Annotated in this window: 23 protein-coding genes and 1 pseudogene; 19 read left to right on the top strand and 5 right to left on the bottom strand. The window is 71.9% G+C overall.

Annotated features, from left to right (window positions below; genetic code table 11):
• Positions 1–318: 318 nt before the first annotated feature.
• From AB0383_RS36675 to AB0383_RS36615, 13 genes are all read left to right on the top strand, one after another.
• Positions 319–1,071, top strand: coding sequence for a cytochrome P450 (locus AB0383_RS36675; RefSeq protein ID WP_364178945.1), 753 nt, complete (start codon positions 319–321; stop codon positions 1,069–1,071).
• Between the two features lie 257 nt (positions 1,072–1,328).
• The gene (locus AB0383_RS36670; RefSeq protein WP_364179275.1) at positions 1,329–2,642 is read left to right on the top strand and encodes an MATE family efflux transporter; all 1,314 of its coding nucleotides are present in this window, start codon (positions 1,329–1,331) and stop codon (positions 2,640–2,642) included.
• Positions 2,643–2,663: 21 nt separating this feature from the next.
• Positions 2,664–3,482: a PhzF family phenazine biosynthesis protein gene (locus tag AB0383_RS36665; protein WP_364178943.1), complete on the top strand. Its 819-nt coding sequence runs from the start codon at positions 2,664–2,666 to the stop codon at positions 3,480–3,482.
• A gap of 123 nt (positions 3,483–3,605) precedes the next feature.
• Positions 3,606–4,928, top strand: coding sequence for an MFS transporter (locus tag AB0383_RS36660; protein ID WP_364179273.1), 1,323 nt, complete (start codon positions 3,606–3,608; stop codon positions 4,926–4,928).
• Between the two features lie 46 nt (positions 4,929–4,974).
• On the top strand, positions 4,975–5,889 hold the full coding sequence (gene truB, locus AB0383_RS36655) for a tRNA pseudouridine(55) synthase TruB (RefSeq protein WP_364178941.1): 915 nt from the start codon (positions 4,975–4,977) through the stop codon (positions 5,887–5,889).
• A 48-nt stretch (positions 5,890–5,937) separates the two neighbouring features.
• Positions 5,938–6,903, top strand: coding sequence for a bifunctional riboflavin kinase/FAD synthetase (locus AB0383_RS36650; protein ID WP_364179272.1), 966 nt, complete (start codon positions 5,938–5,940; stop codon positions 6,901–6,903).
• Between the two features lie 150 nt (positions 6,904–7,053).
• Complete coding sequence (locus tag AB0383_RS36645) at positions 7,054–7,527, top strand: helix-turn-helix transcriptional regulator (protein WP_220242298.1); 474 nt, start codon at positions 7,054–7,056, stop codon at positions 7,525–7,527.
• 4 nt (positions 7,528–7,531) lie between these two features.
• Complete coding sequence (gene thpR, locus AB0383_RS36640; protein WP_366189737.1) at positions 7,532–8,035, top strand: RNA 2',3'-cyclic phosphodiesterase; 504 nt, start codon at positions 7,532–7,534, stop codon at positions 8,033–8,035.
• A gap of 141 nt (positions 8,036–8,176) precedes the next feature.
• The gene (gene rpsO / locus AB0383_RS36635; RefSeq protein WP_220242296.1) at positions 8,177–8,446 is read left to right on the top strand and encodes a 30S ribosomal protein S15; all 270 of its coding nucleotides are present in this window, start codon (positions 8,177–8,179) and stop codon (positions 8,444–8,446) included.
• Between the two features lie 238 nt (positions 8,447–8,684).
• The gene (locus tag AB0383_RS36630; RefSeq protein WP_364178936.1) at positions 8,685–10,931 is read left to right on the top strand and encodes a polyribonucleotide nucleotidyltransferase; all 2,247 of its coding nucleotides are present in this window, start codon (positions 8,685–8,687) and stop codon (positions 10,929–10,931) included.
• Positions 10,932–11,024: 93 nt separating this feature from the next.
• On the top strand, positions 11,025–12,389 hold the full coding sequence (locus tag AB0383_RS36625) for a pitrilysin family protein (RefSeq protein WP_364178934.1): 1,365 nt from the start codon (positions 11,025–11,027) through the stop codon (positions 12,387–12,389).
• Positions 12,386–13,135: a 4-hydroxy-tetrahydrodipicolinate reductase gene (gene dapB, locus AB0383_RS36620; protein ID WP_364178932.1), complete on the top strand. Its 750-nt coding sequence runs from the start codon at positions 12,386–12,388 to the stop codon at positions 13,133–13,135. Before AB0383_RS36625 ends, dapB begins: the two co-directional genes overlap by 4 nt.
• The gene (locus tag AB0383_RS36615; protein WP_364178930.1) at positions 13,132–13,608 is read left to right on the top strand and encodes a tetratricopeptide repeat protein; all 477 of its coding nucleotides are present in this window, start codon (positions 13,132–13,134) and stop codon (positions 13,606–13,608) included. Before dapB ends, AB0383_RS36615 begins: the two co-directional genes overlap by 4 nt.
• 48 nt (positions 13,609–13,656) lie before the next feature.
• Here the strand turns inward: AB0383_RS36615 and AB0383_RS36610 are convergent, their stop codons facing one another.
• Both AB0383_RS36610 and AB0383_RS36605 read right to left on the bottom strand, forming a co-directional pair.
• Positions 13,657–14,007 (bottom strand): hypothetical protein, encoded by a 351-nt coding sequence (locus AB0383_RS36610; RefSeq protein ID WP_366189736.1) that lies wholly within the window; start codon positions 14,005–14,007, stop codon positions 13,657–13,659.
• Between the two features lie 42 nt (positions 14,008–14,049).
• Positions 14,050–14,565, bottom strand: a complete 516-nt coding sequence (locus AB0383_RS36605; RefSeq protein ID WP_366189735.1) for a hypothetical protein — start codon at positions 14,563–14,565, stop codon at positions 14,050–14,052.
• A gap of 164 nt (positions 14,566–14,729) precedes the next feature.
• Between AB0383_RS36605 and AB0383_RS36600 the strand changes: the two genes are divergently transcribed.
• Entirely contained in the window at positions 14,730–15,209 is a 480-nt protein-coding gene (locus AB0383_RS36600; protein WP_364178924.1) for a GtrA family protein, read from the top strand.
• Here the strand turns inward: AB0383_RS36600 and AB0383_RS36595 are convergent.
• Positions 15,199–15,759, bottom strand: coding sequence for a GNAT family N-acetyltransferase (locus AB0383_RS36595; RefSeq protein ID WP_366189734.1), 561 nt, complete (start codon positions 15,757–15,759; stop codon positions 15,199–15,201). The two genes, AB0383_RS36600 and AB0383_RS36595, sit on opposite strands and share 11 nt — an antisense overlap.
• A gap of 64 nt (positions 15,760–15,823) precedes the next feature.
• Between AB0383_RS36595 and AB0383_RS36590 the strand changes: the two genes are divergently transcribed.
• Complete coding sequence (locus AB0383_RS36590; protein ID WP_366189733.1) at positions 15,824–17,038, top strand: crosslink repair DNA glycosylase YcaQ family protein; 1,215 nt, start codon at positions 15,824–15,826, stop codon at positions 17,036–17,038.
• A gap of 750 nt (positions 17,039–17,788) precedes the next feature.
• Here AB0383_RS36590 and AB0383_RS36585 read toward each other — a convergent pair.
• The gene (locus tag AB0383_RS36585; RefSeq protein WP_366189732.1) at positions 17,789–18,778 is read right to left on the bottom strand and encodes a DUF4097 family beta strand repeat-containing protein; all 990 of its coding nucleotides are present in this window, start codon (positions 18,776–18,778) and stop codon (positions 17,789–17,791) included.
• 15 nt (positions 18,779–18,793) lie between these two features.
• On the bottom strand, positions 18,794–19,300 hold the full coding sequence (locus AB0383_RS36580) for a toxin-antitoxin system HicB family antitoxin (RefSeq protein WP_364178917.1): 507 nt from the start codon (positions 19,298–19,300) through the stop codon (positions 18,794–18,796).
• A gap of 130 nt (positions 19,301–19,430) precedes the next feature.
• On the opposite strand from AB0383_RS36580, the gene thyX reads away from it, so the two are divergent.
• From thyX to AB0383_RS36560, 4 genes and pseudogenes are all read left to right on the top strand, one after another.
• On the top strand, positions 19,431–20,183 hold the full coding sequence (thyX, locus tag AB0383_RS36575) for an FAD-dependent thymidylate synthase (protein WP_364178915.1): 753 nt from the start codon (positions 19,431–19,433) through the stop codon (positions 20,181–20,183).
• A complete protein-coding gene (locus tag AB0383_RS36570) occupies positions 20,183–20,581 on the top strand; it encodes an ACT domain-containing protein (protein ID WP_364178913.1) in 399 nt (132 codons plus the stop codon). Before thyX ends, AB0383_RS36570 begins: the two co-directional genes overlap by 1 nt.
• Positions 20,582–20,734: 153 nt before the next feature.
• Positions 20,735–21,976, top strand: coding sequence for an Nramp family divalent metal transporter (locus AB0383_RS36565; protein WP_366189731.1), 1,242 nt, complete (start codon positions 20,735–20,737; stop codon positions 21,974–21,976).
• Between the two features lie 87 nt (positions 21,977–22,063).
• A pseudogene (locus AB0383_RS36560) lies at positions 22,064–22,348 on the top strand (serine/threonine protein kinase); the annotation flags it as partial.
• Positions 22,349–22,534: the final 186 nt, after the last annotated feature.

The raw sequence follows: 22,534 nt of genomic DNA, 5'->3' as shown, positions 1-22,534 counted from the left end.
GCCGCCGGCCCCGTGCACCGAGCGTAGTCACCCGACGGCGCGCCGATCTGGCTGGTCACGCGCTACGCCGAGGTCAAGGCCGGCCTCGGCGATCCGCGGCTGTCACTGGACAAGGCCTACTCGTCGGGCGGTTACCGGGGCCTCGCGCTGTCGCCCGCGCTCGACAAGAACCTGCTCAACCTCGACGCGCCCGAGCACACTCGTCTGCGCCGCCTCCTGGGGCGCGCCTTCACGCCACGGCGCGTCAAGGCGCTGCGGCCGGAGGTCACGGGCATCGCCGAGGAGCTCGCCGACGCGCTCCCGGCCGAGGCCGACCTGATGGCCGGCTACGCCGTGCCGCTGCCGATCACGGTGATCTGCGTGCTGCTCGGCGTCGCCCCCGCGGACGTCGCCGTCTTCCGCACGTGGACCGACGCCGTCCTGATGCCGACGGACGCTGCGGTCGCGCGGGACGCCATGCGGTCGCTGTACGGGTTCGTCGCCGAGCTCATCGCGGCCAAGCGCGCGGCGCCGGGGGAGGACCTGCTCGTCGTCGTCGCCCCGGACCTCACCGACGACGAACTGCTCAGCGCCGCGTTCCTGCTGCTGCTCGCGGGGTACGAGAACGTGGTCCACGTGCTGGGCAACGGCCTGCACGAGCTGCTCACCCGCCCGGCACCGCGGTCGGCGCCGGCCGGGTCATCGGCGTCCATTGTGGACGATATCCTGCGCCACGCGTCCCCGGCCCAGCTCGCCATCCGCCGCTTTCCCCTGCAGGACCTCCGAATCGGCGACACCGAGATCCCCGCCGGCGACACCGTCCTGCTCGCCCTCGCCTGCGCCCACCGCGACGACACGGTGTTCGACGACCCGGAGACCTTCGACGCAGATCGTTCGGACAACCCCCCACCTCGCCTTCGGCCACGGCCCCCACTTCTGCCTCGGCGCACCCTGGCCCGCCTCGAGCTGGAGATCGGCTTCGACACCCTGCTGCGCCGCTTCCCGGCGATGACCCCGGCGGGCGACCCGGTGTGGCGCTCGTCGTTCCGCAGCCGCGGGTTGGCCACCCTGCCCGTGATCCTGCGCGCTTGACGTCCGATGGGTCCGCGGACGGCAGTCGAGGTTCGTTCGGCCGGCTCCCGGCGAGCCGGGCGCCGCGGCCGCGGGGCGGGAGGACTCGCGACCCTCGCGCACGATCCGCTGCGGCGGCGTTGCCGGTTCTGTCGAGCGCCGCGCGTCCAGTCGCGGGTTGGCCGCCCTGCCCGTGATCCTGCGCGCTTGACGTCCGGAACGTCGGCGGCGGTCGTTACGCTCCCCGGGTGCCCGACGAAGCCCCGCCTGCCCCGCCCCTGACCTCCGAAGACCGGATCCCCGCGCGCCGCGTGCTCGGGCTTGCCGTGCCCGCGCTGGGGGTGCTGGCGGCGGAGCCGTTGTACGTGCTGGTGGACACCGCGGTGGTGGGGCACCTCGGCGCGTTGCCGCTGGCGGGGCTGGCGCTGGGCGGGGTGGTGCTGTCGCAGATCTCCACGCAGCTCACGTTCCTCTCCTACGGCACGACCTCGCGCACCGCGCGGCTGCACGGCGCCGGGCGGCGGCGCGACGCGGTGAGCGAAGGCGTCCAGGCCACGTGGCTCGCGGTGCTGGTGGGGCTGGTGCTGTTGGTGGCGGGTCAGCTGCTGGCCGGGCCGATCGCCCGCGCGCTGTCGGGCAGTGACGAGATCGCGGCGGTGGCCGTGTCGTGGCTGCGGATCGCGCTGTTCGGGGCACCGCTGATCCTGGTCACCATGGCCGGCAACGGCTGGATGCGCGGCGTGCAGGACGCGGCGCGGCCGCTGCGTTACGTGCTGGCGGGCAACGGCATCTCGGCCGTGCTGTGCCCGGTGCTCGTCTACGTCGCGGGGCTCGGCCTGGAAGGCTCGGCGATCGCCAACGTGGTGGCCCAGGTGGTCTCGGCGTCGCTGTTCTTCGCGGCGCTGGTGCGCGAGCGCGTGCCGCTGCGGCCGGACTTCGGCGTGATGCGCGCGCAGCTGAGCCTGGGCCGCGACCTCGTGCTGCGCAGCCTCGCGTTCCAGGCGTGCTTCGTCTCGGCGGCGGCCGTGGCGGCGCGCACGTCGACAGAAGCCGTCGGCGCGCACCAGGTCGTGCTGCAGCTGTGGACGTTCCTCTCGCTCGTGCTCGACTCCGTCGCGATCGCCGCGCAGTCGCTCGTCGGCGCGGCCCTGGGCGGGGGAGCCCAGCGGCAGGCGCGCGGGGTCGCGAACCAGATCGTCGCGTACGGGCTGGTGCTCGGCTGCGTCCTGTGTGTGCTCTTCGGTGCGTTGTGGAGCACGCTGCCGCACGCGTTCACCTCGGATCCGGGGGTGCTCGCGGAGATCCCGCACGCGTGGTGGTTCTTCGTGGCGCTGCAACCGATCGCGGGTGTGGTGTTCGCGCTCGACGGCGTGCTGCTGGGCGCCGGCGACGCCGCGTTCCTGCGCACCGCCACGCTCGTCAGCGCGGGCCTGGGCTTCCTGCCGCTGATCTGGCTGTCGCTCGCGTTCGGCTGGGGGCTCACGGGCATCTGGACCGGCCTGTCGCTGTTCATGGTGTTCCGCCTGGCCGCCGTGCTGATCCGCTGGCGCTCCGGCCGCTGGGCGGTGGTCGGGGCCGTCCGCGGCGCCTGAACGCCGTGCCATGGTGGAGCCATGCGCTTCAGCCAGGTCGACGTCTTCACCGATGAGCTCACCTTCGGCAACGCACTCGCCGTGGTGCACGACGCCGAAGGCCTCTCCGACGACAGGATGGCCGCCTTCGCACGGTGGACGAACCTCAGCGAGACCACGTTCCTGCTCCCGCCGGCGCGCGCCGAGGCCGACTACCGCGTGCGGATCTTCACCGTCGAGCGCGAGCTGCCCTTCGCCGGGCACCCCACGCTCGGCTCGGCCCGCGCGTGGCTCGAAGCCGGCGGCACGCCGAAGGGCGAAGACCTCGTGCAGGAGTGCGGCGCCGGCCTGGTCCGCGTGCGGCGCACCGGCCAGCGGCTCGCCTTCGCCGCGCCACCGCTCACGCGCGGCGGCCCCGTCGCGCCCGAGGACCTCGCCGCCGTCCGGAAAGCCCTGCACCTGGCCGAGAGCGACGTCGTCGACGCGCGGTGGGCCGACAACGGCCCCGGCTGGCTCGCCGTGCTCCTCACCGACGCCGAGGCGGTCCTCGCGGTCGAACGCGACGTCGCGGCGCTCGGGAAGTACAAGGTCGGCGTCGTCGGACCGCACCCGGCCGGATCGCCCACGGCGTTCGAGGTCCGGGCCTTCACGGGCCTCGTCGAGGACCCGGTGACCGGCAGCCTCAACGCCGCGATCGGCCAGTGGCTCATCGGTTCGGGCCGCGCGCCGGAGTCCTACATCGCCGCGCAGGGCACCCGGCTCGGCCGGCGCGGGCGCGTGCACGTCGAGCGCGCGGGCGGCGAGGTGTGGGTGGGCGGCGACACAGTGGTGGGAGTCGCAGGTCAAGTGGCGCTGCGGTGATCGGGTGATGTGGCGCATCCCACCGAGGTAACGGCTATGTTTCGAGCTTGCTGAGGCGATACAACCATCGAGGCGGCAGTGTCGTCGTCCTTCCCCGACGACCGCTACCCGCAGGAGGAAACCTTGTCGCCCGGCCGCGCCACCGTCCGGTCCTGGCTCATCTGGCTCACCGCTGTCTTCGTGTACTTGCTCGCCGTGTTCCACCGCACCTCGTTCGGGGTCGCGGGCCTGGAAGCGGCCGACCGGTTCGGCGTCGGCGCCGCGGCGCTCGGCACGTTCACCGTGCTGCAGGTCGGGGTCTACGCCGCCATGCAGATCCCCACCGGCGTGCTCGTCGACCGCTACGGCCCGCGCCGGGTACTCACCGCCGCCGTGCTCATCCTCGGCACCGGGCAGCTGCTGCTCGGCCTCGCCGAAAGCTACGGCGTCGGCCTGCTCGCCCGCGGCGTGCTCGGCCTGGGCGACGCGCTGACGTTCGTCAGCGTGCTGCGCCTGATCGCCGCCCACTTCCCGGCACGGCAGTACGCGTTGATCACGTCCTTCACCTCCGCCGTCGGCTACATCGGCAACCTCGCCGCCACGGTGCCGCTCACGTTGCTGCTCGCCGGCCCCGGGTGGACGGTCACGTTCGTCTCGGTCGGCGCGCTCACACTCCTGGTCGCGGTGCCGGTGGTGCTGCGCGTGCGGGACACCCCGCTCGGCGTCCCCGAGCCCGAGCGCAAGCCGGTGCACCCGGCGCTGCTCGCGCGCCAGATCCGCGCCGCGTGGCGCGTGCCCGGAACCCGGCTCGGGTTCTGGACGCATTTCAGCACGATGTTCGCGCCCAACGTGCTCACGCTGCTGTGGGGCGTCCCGTTTCTCGTGGAGGGCCAAGGAATCCCTGCCGCCACGGCGAGCGCGATGCTGACCGTGTTCGTGTTCGGCTCGCTGGCCGGCGGCCCGGTGCTGGGCACGGTCATCAGCCGTCACCCGGAGCTGCGGATGCCGATCGTCGGCGGGTACCTCGGCGCCGCGGCCGTCACGTGGGCCGTACTGCTCGGCTGGAACGGGCACCTCCCGCTCGGCGTGCTCGGGCCCGCGTTCGCGCTGCTGTCGCTCGGCGGTCCGGTGTCGATGATCGGCTTCGCGCTGGCGCGGGACTACAACCCGATCGAGCGCGTCGGTACCGCGACCGGCCTCGTGAACGTCGCCGGGTTCGTCGCGACCACGGTCACCTCGCTCGTGGTCGGCATTCTGTTGCAGTGGACGGGCGGGAACTTCCGCGTGTCGCTGCTGAGCATCGTGGTCGTGCTCGCGCTGGGCACCTGGCGGATGCTCGTGTGGTGGCGCCGCGCCAGGGCCCACGTGTTCGCCGCCGAGGCCCGCGGCGAGGACGTGCCGGTGCGGCTCACGCGCCGGCGCTGGGACGGTGAGATGCCGGCCGAACCCGCGGCCGTCGCCGCCTGAGAGGTGCTCGCCGGTCCGAACCGCACGTCTCGATAGGGTTCGGCCCGTGTCTCGCCCGAAAGAACCGCGCCGCCCCGCTCCGCCGCCCGGTCTGCTCATCGTCGACAAACCGGCCGGAATGACCTCGCACGACGTCGTCGCCAGGGCGCGCCGGATCATGGGCACCCGCAAGGTCGGCCACGCCGGCACGCTCGACCCGATGGCCACCGGCGTGCTCGTGCTCGGCATCGAGCGAGCCACCAAGCTGCTGGGCCACCTGGCGCTCGACCGCAAGACCTACCTCGCGACGCTGTCGCTGGGCAGCTCGACCACCACCGACGACGCCGAGGGCGAGGTGCTCACCGAGGGCGATGAGGCCGTGCTCGCGAAGATCACCGACGAGCAGCTCGCCGCCGGCGTCGCCGAGCTCACCGGCGACATCCGGCAGGTGCCCAGCGCCGTCAGCGCCGTGAAGATCGACGGCAAGCGGGCCTACGCGCGGGTGCGCGCGGGGGAGGACGTGGTGCTCCCTCCGCGGCCCGTGACCGTCTACCGCTTCGACGTGCTGGCCACGCGCCGCGAGGACGACCGGATCGAGCTCGACGCCGTGGTCGAGTGCTCGTCGGGCACCTACGTGCGCGCGCTGGCCCGCGACCTCGGCGCCGGGCTCGGCGTCGGCGGGCACCTGCTCGCGTTGCGGCGCACCACGGTCGGGCCCTTCACCCTCGCCCGCGCGCGCACGCTCGACCAGCTCGAGGAGACGCCCGAGCTGTCGCTGGATCTCGACGCCGCCGTCGCCGCCGCCTTCCCGCGCCGCGACGTCGACGCCGCCGAAGCGCAGGCCGTGCGCCACGGCCGGGCCATCCCGGCGGCCGGCATCGACGGGACCTACGGCCTCTTCGCGCCCGACGGGCGCGTGCTCGCCCTGGCCGCCGACACGGAGGGTGTGGCCCGGTCGGTGGTGGTCCTGCTGCCCGCATAGGGTGGGGCGCGGTTGGGCGAGAGACCGGCGCGGGGAGAGTTGACGACAGTGCAGCGGTGGCGTGGCCTCGGGGATCTCCCGAGTGGCTGGGGACGGTGCGTGGTCACCATCGGCGTGTTCGACGGCGTGCACCGCGGGCACCAGGTGCTCATCTCGCGCACAGTGCGGGCGGCGGCCGAACGCGGCGTGCCGAGCGTGGTGCTCACGTTCGACCCGCACCCGTCGGAGGTCCTGCGCCCGGGCAGCCACCCGGCGCAGCTGACCACCTTGCGGCGCAAGGCCGAGCTCGTGGAGGCCCTGGGCGTCGACGTGTTCGCCGTGCTGCCCTTCACCCTCGAGCTCTCGCGCCTGTCGCCGCACGAGTTCGTGCACGAGGTGCTGGTGGACCGGCTGCACGCCGCCGCCGTGCTGGTGGGCGACAACTTCACGTTCGGCGCCAAGGCCGCGGGCGACGTCACGCTGCTGCGCAAGCTCGGCAGCCGCTTCGGCTTCGTGGCCTACGGCGCGGAGCTGCAGGGCCGTTCGCTCGCCGACGACCGCATCGCCAACGACATCACCTTCTCCTCCACCTACGTGCGCTCGTGCATCGACGCCGGCGACGTCGTCGCCGCGGCCGACGCGCTCGGGCGCCCGCACCGGCTCGAGGGCATCGTCGTGCGCGGCGACGGCCGGGGCCACGACCTCGGCTATCCGACCGCGAACCTGTCGACGCCGCGGTTCGCCGCGGTACCCGCCGACGGCGTCTACACGGCGTGGTTCACCCGCCTGTCGGACCCGGGGCGGCGGCTGCGCGCCGCGGTGTCGGTGGGCACGAACCCGACGTTCTCGGGCCGCGAGCGCACGGTCGAGGCATTCGTGCTCGACGTCGACGAGGACTTCTACGGCCAGCACGTGGCCCTGGACTTCGTCACGCGGCTGCGCGACCAGGAGCGGTTCAGCCGGTCCGAGCAGCTGGTGGAGCGGATCGACGACGACGTGGCGCGCACCCGCGAGGCGCTGGGCGCCGAAGACTGAGGCCGTTCCCCCGGACGGGGTCCGGCGGGGGGCGGAATGGGCGGTTCCGGCCGCCCGGGTACGGGTCCGGTGGCAAGATGCTCACGGGCGGGTGAAACGGTCCGGACACGCCGGTCCGGCCGGACGAGGGGACCAAGGGGAGCGGAACTGGTGGAGGACCACAAGATCGTCCAGCGGAACGTCGCGCTGCAGCGGGAGTGGTACGGCGAACCACTGGGTGATCGGGTGCGCAGACTGGTCGTCGCTTTCGACATCTCGCAGGCGTTCCTCGCGGAGGTCCTCGGCATCAGCGCCCCCATGCTCAGCCAGGTGATGAGCGGCCGGCGCGCCAAGATCGGCAACCCCGTGGTGCTGGCCCGCATGATCATGCTGGAGCGCAAGATCCTCGTGCCCGAGGTAGCGGCCGGCAACCGCGACGCGATGCAGGCGGCGCTGGAGGACGTGCGCGACTCGCGGCCCACAGTCGGGCGCGACAACATCCCGGTGGGCTCCGACGAGCGGCTCGTGCTCGCCGCGCTGCGCGAGGTCGCCGAGGAGGAGGATCTCACCGAGGCCGCGAAGCGCCTCGACGACGACTTCCCGATCCTCGCCGAGCTCCTGCGCCGCGCCGGGGCCAGCCACTAGCTCCGTGCGACTGTTCACCGCGCTGCGCCCGCCGTCCGACGTCGTGGCCGCCGTGGCCCTGTCCCTCGGCGAACCCGGCCCCGGCCTGCGCTGGTCGCTGCCGGAGGACTGGCACGTCACGCTCGCGTATTACGGCGAAGCCGACCCGGACGAAAGGACCGCCGAGCTCGTCCCCGCGCTGGCCGGCTGCCCGGCTGTCGACGTCCGACTGACCGGCCCGGGAACATTTCCCGGCGTGCTGTGGTTGGGCGTCGCTGGGGATGGGCTGACGCGGCTCGCGGAAGCGGCCGGCGCGGACCAGGAGGAGCGTCCCTACCGGGCGCATCTCACGCTGGCGCGGTACCCGCGTGAACGCCGGGGCGCGGCCGAACCGTGGACGCGGCGGTTGGCCGGGTTCTCCAGCCGCGAGTGGACCGCCGGCGAGGTGGTGCTCATGGGCAGCGGCGGCACGGCGGGCCCGCGCTACCGGGAGCTGCGGGCGTTCCCGCTGAGCGCCGCCGGAACGTGAACGGCGCCTGAAGGCACTGATCACACGGCTGGTAACCTTGACAATCGGGTCCGGCTGCAGTCCGTGGCGGCCGAGACCGACTACCCGGCCGCGCAGTGCGGTGCGGGCCCCACGGCACCGATTTCACGAGGAGCAACACCAGTGGCGCTGTCCACCGATGAGAAGAAGTCGATCCTGACCGAGTACGGCGTGCACGACTCGGACACCGGATCCCCCGAGGCCCAGGTCGCGCTGCTGACCAAGCGCATCGTCGGCCTCACCGAGCACCTCAAGGCTCACAAGCACGACCACCACTCGCGTCGCGGGCTCCTGCTGCTGGTCGGCCGCCGCCGCCGGCTGCTGAACTACGTGATGAAGGTGGACATCGAGCGTTACCGGTCGCTGATCCAGCGGCTCGGCCTGCGCCGATAGCGTGACCCGAGGGGGAGTGACCGGTCCGGTCGCTCCCCCTCGGTGCCAGAACAGAAGAAAAGAAGCGGCGCGAGCGCGCTGGAGGATCCGTCCGCCGGTCCTCGGTAGTGGTTTCCGGGTGAGAAGACCCGGGGACTTCGATCGAAGACCGGCCTCATTCCTCGAGCGTCCGCGGGCGAACCGGGTCCCAGGGTGGGAGACTCGCGCCGGACGAAGCACAAAAGAGGAGATACACCCTATGACCGACTCCACCGGAGTCACCGTGCACGAGACCGAGGCCGTGATCGACAACGGCCGGTTCGGCACTCGCACCGTGCGTTTCGAGACGGGCCGCTTGGCCAAGCAGGCCGCCGGCTCCGTCGTCGCGTACCTCGACGAAGAGACCATGCTGCTCTCGGCCACCACGGCGTCGAAGCACCCGAAGGAGCACTTCGACTTCTTCCCGCTGACCGTGGACGTCGAGGAGCGCATGTACGCCGTGGGTCGCATCCCCGGCGCGTTCTTCCGCCGTGAGGGCCGCCCGTCGACCGACGCGATCCTCACCGCCCGCCTGATCGACCGGCCGCTGCGCCCGTCGTTCACCAGCGGTCTGCGCAACGAGATCCAGGTCGTCATCACCGTGCAGAGCCTCAACCCCGAGGACCCGTACGACGTGCTGGCGATCAACGCCGCGTCCGCGTCCACGCAGATCGCGGGCCTGCCGTTCTCCGGTCCGGTCGGCGGCGTGCGCGTCGCCCTGATCGAGGACCAGTGGGTCGCGTTCCCGACCTGGTCGCAGCTGGAGAAGGCGACCTTCAACATGGTCGTCGCGGGCCGCATCGTCGGTGACGACGTCGCGATCATGATGGTCGAGGCCGAGGGCACCGAGCACACGCTCGACCTGATCGCCGCCGGCGGCAAGGCGCCCGACGAGGCCGCCGTGGCCCAGGGCCTCGAGGCCGCCAAGCCGTTCATCAAGGTGCTGTGCGAGGCGCAGCAGCGCCTGGCCGCCGACGCCGCGAAGCCGACCGGCGAGTTCCCGCTGTTCCCGGCCTACCAGCCGGACATCTACGAGGCCGTCGCCGCGATCGCGAACGACGACCTGGCGAAGGCGCTGACCATCGCCGGCAAGCAGGACCGCGACGGCGCGACCGACGAGGTCAAGGCCACCGTGCTGGCGAAGCTGGGCCTGGGCGAGGGCGAGGCCTTCGAGGGTCGCGACGGCGAGGTCGGCGGCGCGTTCAAGGCGCTGACCAAGAAGATCATGCGCCAGCGCGTGCTCACCGAGAAGATCCGCATGGACGGCCGTGGCCTGACCGACATCCGGTCGCTCTCGGCCGAGGTCGCCGTGATCCCGCGGGCCCACGGCTCGGCGCTGTTCGAGCGCGGCGAAACCCAGATCCTGGGCGTCACCACGCTGAACATGCTGCGCATGGAGCAGCAGATCGACTCGCTCTCCCCGGAGACGACGAAGCGCTACCTGCACCACTACAACTTCCCGCCGTTCTCCACCGGTGAGACCGGCCGCGTCGGCTCGCCGAAGCGGCGCGAGATCGGCCACGGCATGCTCGCCGAGCGCGCCCTGGTCCCGGTGCTGCCGAAGCGCGACGAGTTCCCGTACGCGATCCGCCAGGTCTCCGAGGCGCTGGGCTCAAACGGCTCGACCTCGATGGGCTCGGTCTGCGCGTCGACCATGGGTCTCTACAACGCCGGTGTGCCGCTGAAGGCGCCGGTCGCGGGCATCGCGATGGGCCTGGTGTCCGACGAGGTCGACGGCGAGACGCGCTACGTCGCGCTGACCGACATCCTCGGCGCGGAGGACGCGCTCGGCGACATGGACTTCAAGGTCGCCGGCACCAAGGACATCATCACCGCGCTGCAGCTCGACACGAAGCTCGACGGCATCCCGTCGGAGGTCCTCGCGGCCGCGCTGAAGCAGGCGAAGGACGCACGGCTGACCATCCTGGAGGTCATCGCCGAGGCGATCGACGGCCCGGACGAGATGAGCCCGTACGCCCCGCGCGTCACCTCCGTGAAGATCCCGGTCGACAAGATCGGCGAGGTCATCGGCCCGAAGGGCAAGATGATCAACTCGATCACCGAGCAGACCGGTGCCGACATCTCCATCGAGGACGACGGCACGATCTACGTGGGCGCGGCCGACGGCCCGTCGGCCGAGTCGGCGATCGACCTGATCAACGCGATCGCCAACCCGCAGCTGCCGAAGGTCGGCGAGCGCTTCCTGGGCACCGTGGTGAAGACGGCCGCGTTCGGCGCGTTCGTCTCGCTGCTGCCGGGCAAGGACGGCCTCGTCCACATCTCGAAGCTGGGCAACGGCAAGCGGATCGCCAAGGTCGAAGACGTGGTCAACGTGGGCGACAAGCTCCGCGTCGAGATCGCCGACATCGACAACCGCGGCAAGATCAGCCTGATCGTGGTCAAGGAAGACGACGCGGCCCCCGCCGAGGGCGGCGACAAGGCCGACGCCGAGAAGGCCGAAGCCTGAGATAGCTTCGTCTTCTGAACAAGCAACTGTCGTTGAAGGCCTCCTCGCTGATTGCGGCGAGGGGGCCTTCGCGGCATCGTGAGTAAGGAACCCATGGCACGGCAGGTTTCCGGGCACGAGCAGCCCGTCGGCAGCACCCGCACGCTCGAGTCCACTCCGGACGGTGCGATCGTCAGGCGGAGCGTGCTCCCCGGCGGTCTGCGGGTGATCACCGAGTACGTCCCGGCGTCGCGCTCGGCCACGGTGGGGTTGTGGGTCGGCGTCGGTTCGCGCGACGAGCCGCTCGCCGTCGCGGGGGCCGCGCACTACCTGGAACACCTGCTGTTCAAGGGAACGGCCAACCGGGACGCCACGCAGATCGCCGAGGAGATCGACGCCGTCGGCGGTGAGTTCAACGCGTTCACGGCCAAGGAACACACCTGCTACTACGCGCAGGTGCTCGACGCCGACCTGCCACTGGCCATGGACCTCGTGACCGACGTGGTGTTCGAGGCGCTGTGCACCGACCGCGACATGGACACCGAGCGCAGCGTGGTGCTCGAAGAGATCGCGATGCGCGACGACGACCCCGAGGACCTGCTGCACGAGACGTTCGTGGGCGCGATCCTCGGCGAGCACCCGCTCGGCCGGCCGGTGCTGGGCACCGAGAAGTCCATCACGGAGATGTCGCCCATGGCATTGCGCGGCTTCTACAAGCGCCGCTACACGATGCCGCGGATGGTGCTCGCGGTGGCCGGCAACGTCGAACACAACCAGGTGCTTCGCTTGGTGCGCAAGGCTTTGGGCGATCGGCTCAACGGCGCGGGCGTCCCGGTGCCGCCGCGGGCGGGCCGCGCGCGCATCCAGACCGTGCCGAAGCTGGTGCTGCACACCGACGACACCGAGCAGGCCCACGTGATGCTCGGGATGCGCTCGCTGCCGCGCCACGACGAGCGCCGCTTCGCGCTGTCGGTGCTCAACGCGGCGCTGGGCGGCGGCATGAGTTCGCGGCTGTTCCAGGAGATCCGGGAGCGGCGCGGGCTCGCGTACCAGGTGTACTCGTCGGTGGCGAGCTACGCCGACACCGGGCACCTGGCGGTGTACGCGGGCTGCCAGCCGGAGCGGCTCGGGCAGGTCGCGGGCGTGATCCGCGAGGTGCTCGACGGTGTCGCCGCCGACGGGCTGACCGACGCCGAGGTGGCGCGAGCCAAGGGACAGCTGCGCGGCGGATTGGTGCTGGGGCTGGAGGACACGTCGTCGCGCATGTCGCGCATCGGCAAGAACGAGCTGAACTACGGCCGCTACCTGGGTGTCGACGACACCGTGGCCCGGGTGGACGCGGTGACGACCGAAGAGGTGTGTGCGCTGGCTCGCACTCTGCTGCGCCGCCCCGGTGGGGTGTCGTCGGCGGCGGTCGTGGGGCCGTACGCTCACGCCGACGACCTGCCGGACGATCTGCACGAGGTGATCGCGTCATGACCGACTCCCCGATCCGCGTCGGCGTGCTGGGCGCGCGCGGCCGCATGGGTGCGACGGTGGTGAACGCCGTCGAAGGCGCCGCCGACCTGAAGCTGGTGTCCGCGCTCGACGCGGGAGACGACTTCGCGCCGCTGGGCGAGGCCCAGGTGGTGGTGGACTTCACCCACCCCGACGCCGTGATGGACAATCTGCGGTACTTGATCGAGCACGACCTGCACGCCGTGGTCGGCACGACCGGGTTCAGCGAGGAGCGGCTGGCGGAGGTGCGTTCGCTGCTCGCCGCGAAGCCTTCGCTGGGCGTCCTCATCGCGCCGAACTTCGCACTGGGCGCGGTGCTGGCGATGCGCTTCGCGGCTCAGGCGGCACGGTTCTACGCGTCGGCCGAGATCATCGAGCTGCACCACAACCGCAAGGCCGACGCGCCGTCGGGCACCGCTTCGCACACCGCGCGCATGATCGGCGAGGCGCGCCGGGCCGCAGGCCTGGAACCGGGTCCGGACGCCACGACGTCCGAACTGGACGGTGCCCGGGGGGCACGGGTTTCGGAGGTCCCGGTGCACTCCGTGCGCCTGCCGGGATTGGTGGCGCACGAGGAGATCCTGTTCGGCGGCGAGGGGGAGACCCTGACCATCCGGCACGACTCGCTGGACCGCACGTCGTTCATGCCCGGGGTGCTGCTGGGTGTGCGTTCGGTGGTGTCGCGCCCCGGCCTCACGGTCGGCCTGGAGAACGTGCTCGACCTGTGAGAGCCCGCAACGTCGCGCTGCTGCTGACCGCCGCGCTGGTCGTGTACCTGGTCCTGCTGGCGGACCGGGCCGTGGCGCTGTTCGCCACCGGTTCGCCCGCGGGCATCGCGCTCGGCGTGGGCGTGTTCGTGCTGCCGCTGCTGGGCGTGTGGATCGTGGTGGCCACCTGGCGATCCGGCCTGCAGATCCAGCGCCTTTCCCGCCGCCTCGACTCGGAGGGCGCGCTGCCCGACGTGTCCGACCTCCCGCGCCGCCCGTCCGGCCGCGTCGACCGCACCGCCGCCGACGCCTGGTTCGACGCCCGCCGCACCGAGGTCGAAGCCGCCCCCGACGACTGGCGCCGCTGGTACCGCCTGGCCTACGCCTACGACATCGCGGGCGATCGCCGCCGCGCCCGGGCGACGATGCGCAAGGCAGTGGAACTGGAAGCCGCGGACCGCGGGAAAACAGGGGGCGCGGCGGAACAGGGGTAGCCATTCCGCGGTGCCCGTGCGGGGCAGCGAAGGGGTCGATGATCCGGCTCAGGGCACCGCGTTGGCGCCTTGGACGACCTGGAACCCGGTGTCCCTCGCGCTCGACCTGAGGTGCTGAACGCCTTCTCCTCGCAGTGTCACGAGCGCGGTGTGAACAGGGTCGAGCTGGGGCATTTCGCGCCCGTACTCGACCATCCGAGTCAGCTTCAGATCGATCGCTCGCGCTGAGCCGCTGAGCTGCGTGAAGCCGGCGTCGAGGAAAACCGGCCCGCGCAGGCAGCGCACCGCGACGGATGCCTGTCCCGGGCCGGTCTCGATCACCTCGTGGATCTCCAGTTCCACGGTGCCGTCGCCGGGAGCCTCGGTCGTGCCGTGATCCACCATGCCGTGATCTACCATGCCGTGATCCACCATGCGTTGATCCACCATGCCGTGATTCACTCAGTGGAGCCAGCCGGTGAACACCGCCGGTGCGGCGGCGAGCAGGCTGAACCGCACCCAGCGGCCCGCGAGGCCGGCGGCGACGAACGTGACCAGCCGCATCCGCACCATGCCGGCCAGCACGCTCGTGGCCATGAAGGGCGGCAGGCCGACGAGCGAGCTGACGCCGTAGGTGCCCGTCATCCAGTGCGGGTGGCGCTGGCAGCGCTCGCGCAGGGCTTCGACCTTGCTGCGCAGCACCTTGGTGCGCCGGTGCCAGCGGTCGCGGCGAGCGCTGGGCGGGCGTTCGCGGTGGAGCCGGTCGTGCAGGAACCTTGGCAGGCGGATGGAACCGCGCGCGGCGAGGAAGTACAGGAGCTTGCCGGCAATCTGGCCGACCGCCACGGCGGCGCCGAGCCACAGCCAGTGCGGGTTGTGCTGGCTCGCGCACAGGCCGACCACGAACAGCTCGGCGTTGACCAGCGGCACGATGGCGGAGCCGAACGCGACGCCGAGCGTCAGCAGCAACCAGGCCATCGTGCCTCCCCCCTGAAAGTGCCCGGAAGTGATCCTTGTCATTCGAGGCTAGCAGTCGTCACGAAAAGGTCACGGGGGCTAACCCCCCAATTCCGGTGGGTGCTGACCCCAGAAGATCACCTGGACGTTCGGTTCAGGACACCTCCGTCTGCCACCATTCGGGCGTGACCGACGTGCCCTTCGCCGATCGCTTCGCGGGGTTCTGCGCGGCCGTCGTCCGAGTCCTGCCCTTCGGGCTTTCGCGTCTCGTCGCGCCGAGCTTTCTCGGTTTCGTGATCATCAACGGGTTCACGTTCGGCGTCGATCTCGGGCTGCTCACGGTGTTCCGCAGCAGCCTCGGCTGGCCGGTGTGGCTGGCGATCAGCGCGTCCTACGTGATCGCGTTCGGGCTCAGCTTCGTGCTCAACCGGGCGCTGAACTTCCGTTCGCACGCGCCCGTCGGGCGGCAGGCGGTGCTGTACGTGGTGGCGATCGGGGTGAACTACGCGGCCTTCCTGCTGGGCGTCGGCGCCGGGCTCGCCGCGCTGGGCCTGGAGTACCACCTGTCGCGGCTGATCGCGGGGGCCTGCGAGGGCGTGTTCATGTACTCGGTGCTGCGCTGGGTCGTCTTCGCGAAGCGCGAAGAGCCCGCCGTCAGTGCGTGAGCTCCAGCTGCAACGTGCCGGTGAGGCGCACTTCGCGCAGCGTCCCGCGGCCCGTGTCGAGGGTGCGGACGGTCCCGTCGGGCGCCCAGCCCGCGCGCCGGTAGAACCCGAGCGTCGGGTGGTCCGACTGCGCGACCCACGTGACGCCGCGGTCGAGCCCGTCTGAGCGCAGGTCGTGGGCGGCCGTGCCGAGCAGCCGGCCGGCGTGCCCGCGGCGGCCCCAGCGCGGCTCGACGACGAGCGTCGCGATCAGCGCGGTGGTGGCGGCGTCGGGCGGGGCGGTGCCGTCGGCGGTGGCGATCTCGTCGGCGGGTGCGGGGCCGGCCACGCAGTAGCCGACGGTGAACTCGCCTTCCACCGCGAGGTAGACCCGCGTGCCGGGGAACTCGATGGTTTCGGCCCACGTGCCTTCGAGGTCGGCGGCGTCAAGCGCGTCGATGGCCTCGGCGCCCAGCAGGTCGGTGTAGGCCGCCCGCCAGGTGAGGCGCTGGATGCGGGCGATCTCCGCGGCGTCGGACAGGCTCGCGGGACGGACTTCGGCGGCACTCACGCGGGGGAATCTACCGCCCGCCGTCGCGGAAACTGTCGGGGGCGGCTGGCACGATGGCGAGACCATGCAGACGATCAGCCTTCAAACGGCCCGCCGCACCGCGCTGGCCGCCCAGGGGTTCGCCGACGCGCGCCCCGCCGCGCCGCCCACCCGCCGGCACCTGGCCAAGGTGCTTTCGCGGGTCCAGCTGCTGCAGCTGGACTCCGTGAACGTCGCCGTCCGCGCGCACTACGTGCCCGTGTTCTCGCGCCTGGGCGCCTACGATCAGGCCCTCGTCGACGATGCCGCCTGGACCGACACCGCGCGCAAACCGCGGATGCTCGTCGAGTCGTGGGCCCACGAAGCGAGCCTGCTGCCCGTCGAAGACTGGCCGCTCCTGCGCTCCGGCGCCAAACGCGACGGCTGGTGGCGCAACTACACCCGCGTCATCGAAACCGTGCCGGGCCTGATCGACGACGTGCTCGCCATCGTCAAGGAACACGGCCCCATCGGCGCGGGCGCCATCGAGAAGGCGCTCGAAGCGGAGGTCGCCGGCCGTGGGCCCGGCGCGTGGTGGGAACGCTCGGTGGTCAAGAAGGCGTGCGAGTACCTGTTCGGCCTCGGCCGCCTGTCCACGGGCACGCGCCGGTCGTTCGAGCGGCTCTACGACCTGACCGAACGCGTCGTGCCGCCGGAGATCCTGTCCCGGCAGGTGTCGGCCGAGGAGGGTGCCCGCGGCTTGATCGACCGCTCCGCGCGTGCTCTCGGCGTGGCCACGGAGACCGACCTGCGCGACTACTACCGGCTCGGCCCGGACGTCGCGCGCCAAGCCGTCGCCGAGCTGGTCGAAGCGGGCACCCTGGAACCCGTCCAGGTCCGCGACTGGCGCGGCATCGCCTACCGGCACACAGCCGCCCGCACCCCACGCGCGGTGACCGGGCGGGCCCTGCTGTGCCCGTTCGACCCGCTCATCTGGGAACGCGCCCGCACCGAGCGGCTCTTCGGCTTCCGCTACCGCATCGAGATCTACGTGCCGGAACCCAAGCGGCTCTACGGCTACTACGTCTTCCCGTTCCTGCTCGACGGTTCGCTGGCCGCCCGCGTGGACCTCAAGTCCGACCGCGCCGCCGGCGTACTGCGCGTGCAGGGCTCCTTCGCCGAGGAGGGCGCCGACGTGCCGCGGGTCGCCGACGAGCTGGCGGGGGAGCTGGCGCACATGGCGCAGTGGCTCGGCCTGGACGGCGTGGCGGTGGGCCCGCGCGGTGACCTGGCAGGGCCGTTGTCGCGCGCGGTGCGTTGAGCGACGTTGAACGTTCTGGGAGCAGGACTTCGCACCGGAACACGTGAGGGGGCGAGAAGCGGCCGGGCCGGAGCGGATATCGGGCGGCACGGCCGGTTCCAGCCGGGGTGGTGACTCGGCGGTGCGGTCGTCACGCGTGTTGCGGTGAGCCGGCCACGAAGCTGAGCCGGCCACGACGCTGTGCCGGGCATGTGCTTCGCGCCGAAGCCTGCAGGTTGCACGAAGCCTCACGCCGGACCGGGGTTGTGCACCCTGGCGGAAGACCCGGATTCAGCGCCATGGCGGTGCGCTTGGGCGCGTGCGGCGAGCCGAGCCGGCCCGAATGTGTTACCGCGCACGGATCTCGCGCCGAAGTTGCCGGGCTGGAGCGGATGCCTGGCGTAGGGGAGCTGGGCGCGTGGCGGGAAAGGCGATTTTCGGCGGTGGAGTGCCTGGTGTGTCGAAGGCGCGTGCGGAGGGCCGAGCCGGGCCGAATGCGCTGCTGCACAAGCGTTTCGCGCCGGACGTGCCGTGGACCGGACGTGCTGTGGATACGAAGCGGCGGGCCGGAGCGCATGTCCAGCGCGGGGAGTTGAGTACTTGGCGGGATGGTCGATTTTCGGCGGCGGAGTGCGTGGTGTGTCGAAGGCGCGTGCGGCGGGCCGAGCCGGGCTTGAATGCCTTGCTGCACAAGCGTTTCACGCCGGACAGGCTGCGGATACGAAGCGGCGGGCCGGACCGGATGCCTCGGTCCGGCCCGCCGCCTCCCCCTTAGCCGGCCGCGCGGGTCACCACCGCGTTGCCCGTGCCGGTGCGGGCGCGGACGCGCAGGGTGGCGCCCGCTTCGGGCGGCACGTCGGACACCTCCAGCTCGCTCTGGACGCGGCCCGCGGACGAGGCGAGCTCGACTTCGGCCGCGACGCCGCGGCGGATGCCCACGCGGACTTCGCCGGAGCCGGTGATCAGGTCGATCGAGCCGGAGGCCGCTTCGGCGACGGAGAGGTCGCCGCTGCCGGTGCGGGCCATGACTTCGCCCGCGATGGAGCCGAGCCAGACGTTGCCGGTGCCCGTGGCGAGCGTCGCGGAGCCCGAGACGGACGCGGCCTCCACCGAGCCGCTGCCGGTGCGCAGCTGGAGGCCGGCGGGCGTCGGGCCGAGCTTCACGCGGCCCGTGCCGGTGCGCACGGTGGCGGCGCCGTCGGCCTGTTCCAGTGTGACCTCGCCGGAGCCGGTGAGGATGTCGGCGCGCCCGGCGGTGCCGGTGACCGTGACGTCGGCGGCGCCGGCGCGGACCTCCACGTGGGAGCCCTTCGGCGCGTGCACGGTGACGGCCACCGGCACGTTCCGCAGCTGCCACGCCTTCGCCGCCCGCACCACGAGCCGGTTGCCGGTCTTCTCGATGCGCGCCTGGCGCACCGCGTCGGCCGGCGAGGCGTCCGCGGTCACGCCCAGCTGGTCGCCGAAGCGCTCGCCGACCCACGACAGCAGATTGTTCACACCACTGACCCACGGCGGTTGCTCGCCGGCGTCGTGCCGAAGCTCGACCCGCGCGCCGGACTCGCGGTCCAGCACCAGCTCCACGCGGCCGATCGTCACGCCGACGTCGAGCTCCAGCGGGCCGTCGGCCTCGAACTCCTGCGAACGCACCAGTGGATCGTCCGAAGTGGACGAACCAAGATCAGCCGCGGCGACAGCCTCCTCCGCCGCGCCGGCGACGGCTTCCTCGGCGACTTCGTCCCAGTTGGAATTTTCTTCACTCATCGTCGCTTCGCCCTTCTAGCTCTGGACCCAGCCGTGCAGCTTGGTCTCCGAGCGGCCGCCCTGGTGGTGTCGCTGCTGGTGGTGCTGTGCCTGGCCGAGCGCCCCCTGCACGGCCTGGGCGACGAACGTGTTGAGCGAGACCCCCTGCGCGGCCGCCGCCTGCTCGGCCTGGCTCTTGATCTGCTCCACGAGCCGCAGCGTGATGCGCGAGATGTCCCCGCCGTCGATGGGCGGGGGCGGCGTGCGCGCCTGGTCCGTCCGCGCCGGTTCGCCGGGCTCGGCCGCGCCGGTCACGACCACGCGCACGTCGCGGCCGTCGAGCCGGACGTCCACGACCTGGCCCGGCAGGGCGGCGGTCACCTCGGCGGCGAGGTCGGCCAGCGCGTTCATCAACGTCAGCCGAGCCGAGGGTTCGAGTGCGGACGAAAGGAGGGCGGCCGTGCGCCGGGTCTGCTCGTCCCCGGCGGAGGCCGTGTTCGCGAGGTCTTCGCGAAGGTTCGCGATGTACGGCGTCAGGTCCATGACACCACTATGACGTCACCAGTGACGTCAGTCAAGGAAGTCGTGACATCAAGTGGTGTCACGCCGGTGTCGAACACACAAGCGGTTAGAGTGCGGGCCGGGAGCCGCAAGCCGGAGAGGGAGTGCTGACGTGGTCGAGACCGTGTCGCCCAGAGTGCAACTGGTCGCGAAAACGGAGTTCTTCCCACCGGAGGACGTGCCGTGGACGACGGACGCCGACGGGGGACAGGCCCTGGCCGAGTTCGCCGGGCGTGCCTGCTACCAGTCGTGGAAGAAGCCGAACCCGAAGACCGCCACCAACGCCGGGTACCTCGACCACATCATCGAGGTCGGCCACCTTTCCGTGCTGGAGCACGGTTCCGTGAGCTTCTACATCACCGGCATCTCGCGCTCGCTCACCCACGAGCTCATCCGCCACCGCCACTTCTCCTACTCGCAGCTCTCTCAGCGCTACGTCCCCGAGCGTGACGCGGCCTTCGTCGAGCCCGACGTGATCGCGAACGATCCCGAGCTGCACGAGAAGTTCCTCAAGGCCGCGCAGGCGAGCGCCGACGCCTACACCGAGCTGCTCGCCGGGCTCGAGGAGAAGTTCGCCGACGCGCCGAGCGCCACGCTGCGCCGCAAGCAGGCCCGCCAGGCCGCTCGCTCCGTGCTCCCGAACGCCACCGAGACGCGCATCGTCGTCACCGGCAACTACCGCGCCTGGCGCCACTTCGTGGCCATGCGCGCCACCGAGCACGCCGACGTCGAGATCCGCGCGCTGGCCATCGAGTGCCTGCGGGAGCTGCAGAAGGCCGCGGGCAACGTGTTCGCCGACTTCACCATCTCCACCCTGCCCGACGGCACCGAGGTCGCCTCGAGCCCGAAGGTGCTCGAAGGCTGATGAAACGACTCGCGATCGACGTCCGCCCGGGCGACTACTCGGTGGTGCGCCTGCCCGCCGACGCACCGGTGCCCGTAGACCTGCTCGACCCGGCCGAGCCCGCGCTCGTGTCCGTGACCCGCACGCCGGAGGAGCTTTCGGTGATCTGCCCGACGGGCCGCGAGCCCTCGGGTGGCGTCGTGGAGCACGGCTGGCGCCTGATGAGCGTGCGCGGCCCGCTGGAATTCACGCTCACCGGCGTGATCTCGGCGCTGGCCTCGGAACTCGCCGCCGCCGGCGTCGCGCTGTTCTCACTGTCCACTTTCGACACCGACCACATCCTCGTGCGCGCCGCGGAGCTCGACCGCGCGGTGAAGGCGTTCCGCGACGCCGGCCACGAGGTCGGCCTGCCCGCCTGAGCAGACTCACGCGACGGCCGTCCGCCCGCACGGGCGGAGGGCCGTCGTCGTCCGATACGGCCAACCGGCTGGTGGTCGAGCACACCCTTGCCCTGGAAAGTTCGGCATGCCTAAACTTCGAGTTGGGACACCCGACAGATGGAGGGCGACGTGATGGCAGTGGCGGAAGCGGTCCGGCCCAGGCGGCTCGCCCGCCTGCGCGTGGGCTCGGCTCTGCTCGGTCCGGCGTTCGTCGCCGCCGTGGCGTACGTGGACCCGGGCAACGTCGCGTCCAACATCAGCGCGGGCGCGCGGTTCGGATACCTGCTGGTGTGGGTGATCGTCGCGGCGAACCTGATGGCCGTGCTGGTGCAGTACCTGTCGGCGAAGCTCGGCCTGGTCACGGGCCGGTCGCTGCCCGAGGCACTGCGTGAACGGCTGCCCCGCTCGGCGCGGCTTGCGTACTGGGCGCAGGCCGAGGTGGTCGCCGTGGCCACGGACCTGGCCGAGGTCGTCGGCGGCGCCATCGCGCTGAACCTGCTGTTCGACCTGCCGCTCGTGGTCGGCGGCCTGATCACCGGCCTGGTGTCGCTGACGCTGCTCGCGGTGCAGGACCGCGGCGGCCAGCGCCCCTTCGAACGCGTGGTGACGGGTCTGCTCGCCGTGATCGCCATCGGCTTCCTGGCGAGCCTGTTCGTGGAGCCGCCCTCGGCTTCGGGGATCGCGAGCGGGCTCGTGCCGCGCTTCGACGGCGCCGACAGCGTGCTGATCGCCGCCGCGATGCTCGGCGCCACCGTGATGCCGCACGCGGTCTACCTGCACTCCGGGCTCGTCCGCGACCGCCACGGCACGCCGGCGCCCGAGAAGCGGCGACGCCTGCTTCGCGCTACTCGCTACGACGTCGGCTTCGCGATGCTGCTCGCCGGCGCGGTCAACCTCGGCATGCTGCTGCTCGCCGCGACGAACCTCCAAGGCCTGCCCGGCGTCGACTCGATCGAGGGCGCGCACGGGGCCGTCGCCACCGCGCTCGGCCCGACCGTCGCACTGCTGTTCGCGATCGGGTTGCTGGCCTCGGGCCTCGCGTCCACGTCGGTGGGCGCCTACGCGGGCGCGATGATCATGCAAGGCTTGCTGCGCAAGAGGTTCCCGATCCTCGTGCGCCGGCTCGTCACGCTCACGCCGGCAATCGTGGTGCTCGCGCTGGGCGCCGACCCGAGTGCGGCACTGGTGGTGTCGCAGGTGGTGCTGTCCTTCGGCATCCCGTTCGCGCTCGTGCCGCTGATCCGTCTCACCTCGGACGCGCAGCTCATGGGCACCGACGTGAACCGCCGGATCACCACCGTGCTGGCGTGGTGCGTCGCGGCCGTGATCATCACGCTCAACATCGCGCTCATCTACCTCACCGTCGCGGGCTGAACCCGGGGCCGAAACCCGAAGGAACCGGCCTGGGCCTCGCGTGGTCCGACTAGCATCTGCGCGACCCCGAACGAGGAGCCCGGCCCCGTGACCGACGAACAGACGCGTCCGTACGACCCGACCCGCCCGGCGCCCGGGCCGCGGCTCGTCGCCGGCCGCTATCGGCTGCTGGGTGAGCTCGGCCGCGGCGGCATGGGTGTGGTGTGGCGCGCGCAGGATCAGGTGATCGGCCGGCAGGTGGCCATCAAGGAACTGCGGCTGCCGGACACTGAGGGCCAGGCCGTGTTCTCCGAACGCGTGCTGCGCGAAGTGCGCGCCGGCGGTCGGCTCAACGACCCGGCCGTGGTCACGGTGTTCGACGTGGTGACCGACATTCAAGCTGGGTGTGCGGCGTTGAGCCTGTCTCGTCGGCCGGCGGGAGGGATCGGGGTCGTCCGGCACCCGCCTGTGAACGTTGTTTGACCGAGTGGAGCGCTGCGCGACTCCTTGCCTGTTGACCATGCTGGCGGGCGGGGCCACTGCCGGAGTTCGAGATGCCCTGTTAGGAACCCGGTGACC

Origin of the sequence: Amycolatopsis sp. NPDC051373 (genome assembly GCF_040689465.1) — a bacterium.
Lineage (GTDB): Bacteria > Actinomycetota > Actinomycetes > Mycobacteriales > Pseudonocardiaceae > Amycolatopsis.
This window is presented reverse-complemented; position numbering and strand designations above follow the sequence as displayed.

Coding starts and splice junctions, on each gene's coding strand:
- AB0383_RS36675 (WP_364178945.1), top strand. CDS start 319: ATGGCCGGCTACGCCGTGCCGCTGCCGATCACGGTGATCTGCGTGCTG.
- AB0383_RS36665 (WP_364178943.1), top strand. CDS start 2,664: ATGCGCTTCAGCCAGGTCGACGTCTTCACCGATGAGCTCACCTTCGGC.
- AB0383_RS36630 (WP_364178936.1), top strand. CDS start 8,685: ATGACCGACTCCACCGGAGTCACCGTGCACGAGACCGAGGCCGTGATC.
- AB0383_RS36625 (WP_364178934.1), top strand. CDS start 11,025: ATGGCACGGCAGGTTTCCGGGCACGAGCAGCCCGTCGGCAGCACCCGC.
- dapB (WP_364178932.1), top strand. CDS start 12,386: ATGACCGACTCCCCGATCCGCGTCGGCGTGCTGGGCGCGCGCGGCCGC.
- AB0383_RS36610 (WP_366189736.1), bottom strand. CDS start 14,007: ATGGTAGATCACGGCATGGTGGATCACGGCACGACCGAGGCTCCCGGC.
- AB0383_RS36605 (WP_366189735.1), bottom strand. CDS start 14,565: ATGGCCTGGTTGCTGCTGACGCTCGGCGTCGCGTTCGGCTCCGCCATC.
- AB0383_RS36590 (WP_366189733.1), top strand. CDS start 15,824: ATGCAGACGATCAGCCTTCAAACGGCCCGCCGCACCGCGCTGGCCGCC.
- AB0383_RS36585 (WP_366189732.1), bottom strand. CDS start 18,778: ATGAGTGAAGAAAATTCCAACTGGGACGAAGTCGCCGAGGAAGCCGTC.
- AB0383_RS36580 (WP_364178917.1), bottom strand. CDS start 19,300: ATGGACCTGACGCCGTACATCGCGAACCTTCGCGAAGACCTCGCGAAC.
- AB0383_RS36570 (WP_364178913.1), top strand. CDS start 20,183: ATGAAACGACTCGCGATCGACGTCCGCCCGGGCGACTACTCGGTGGTG.
- AB0383_RS36565 (WP_366189731.1), top strand. CDS start 20,735: ATGGCAGTGGCGGAAGCGGTCCGGCCCAGGCGGCTCGCCCGCCTGCGC.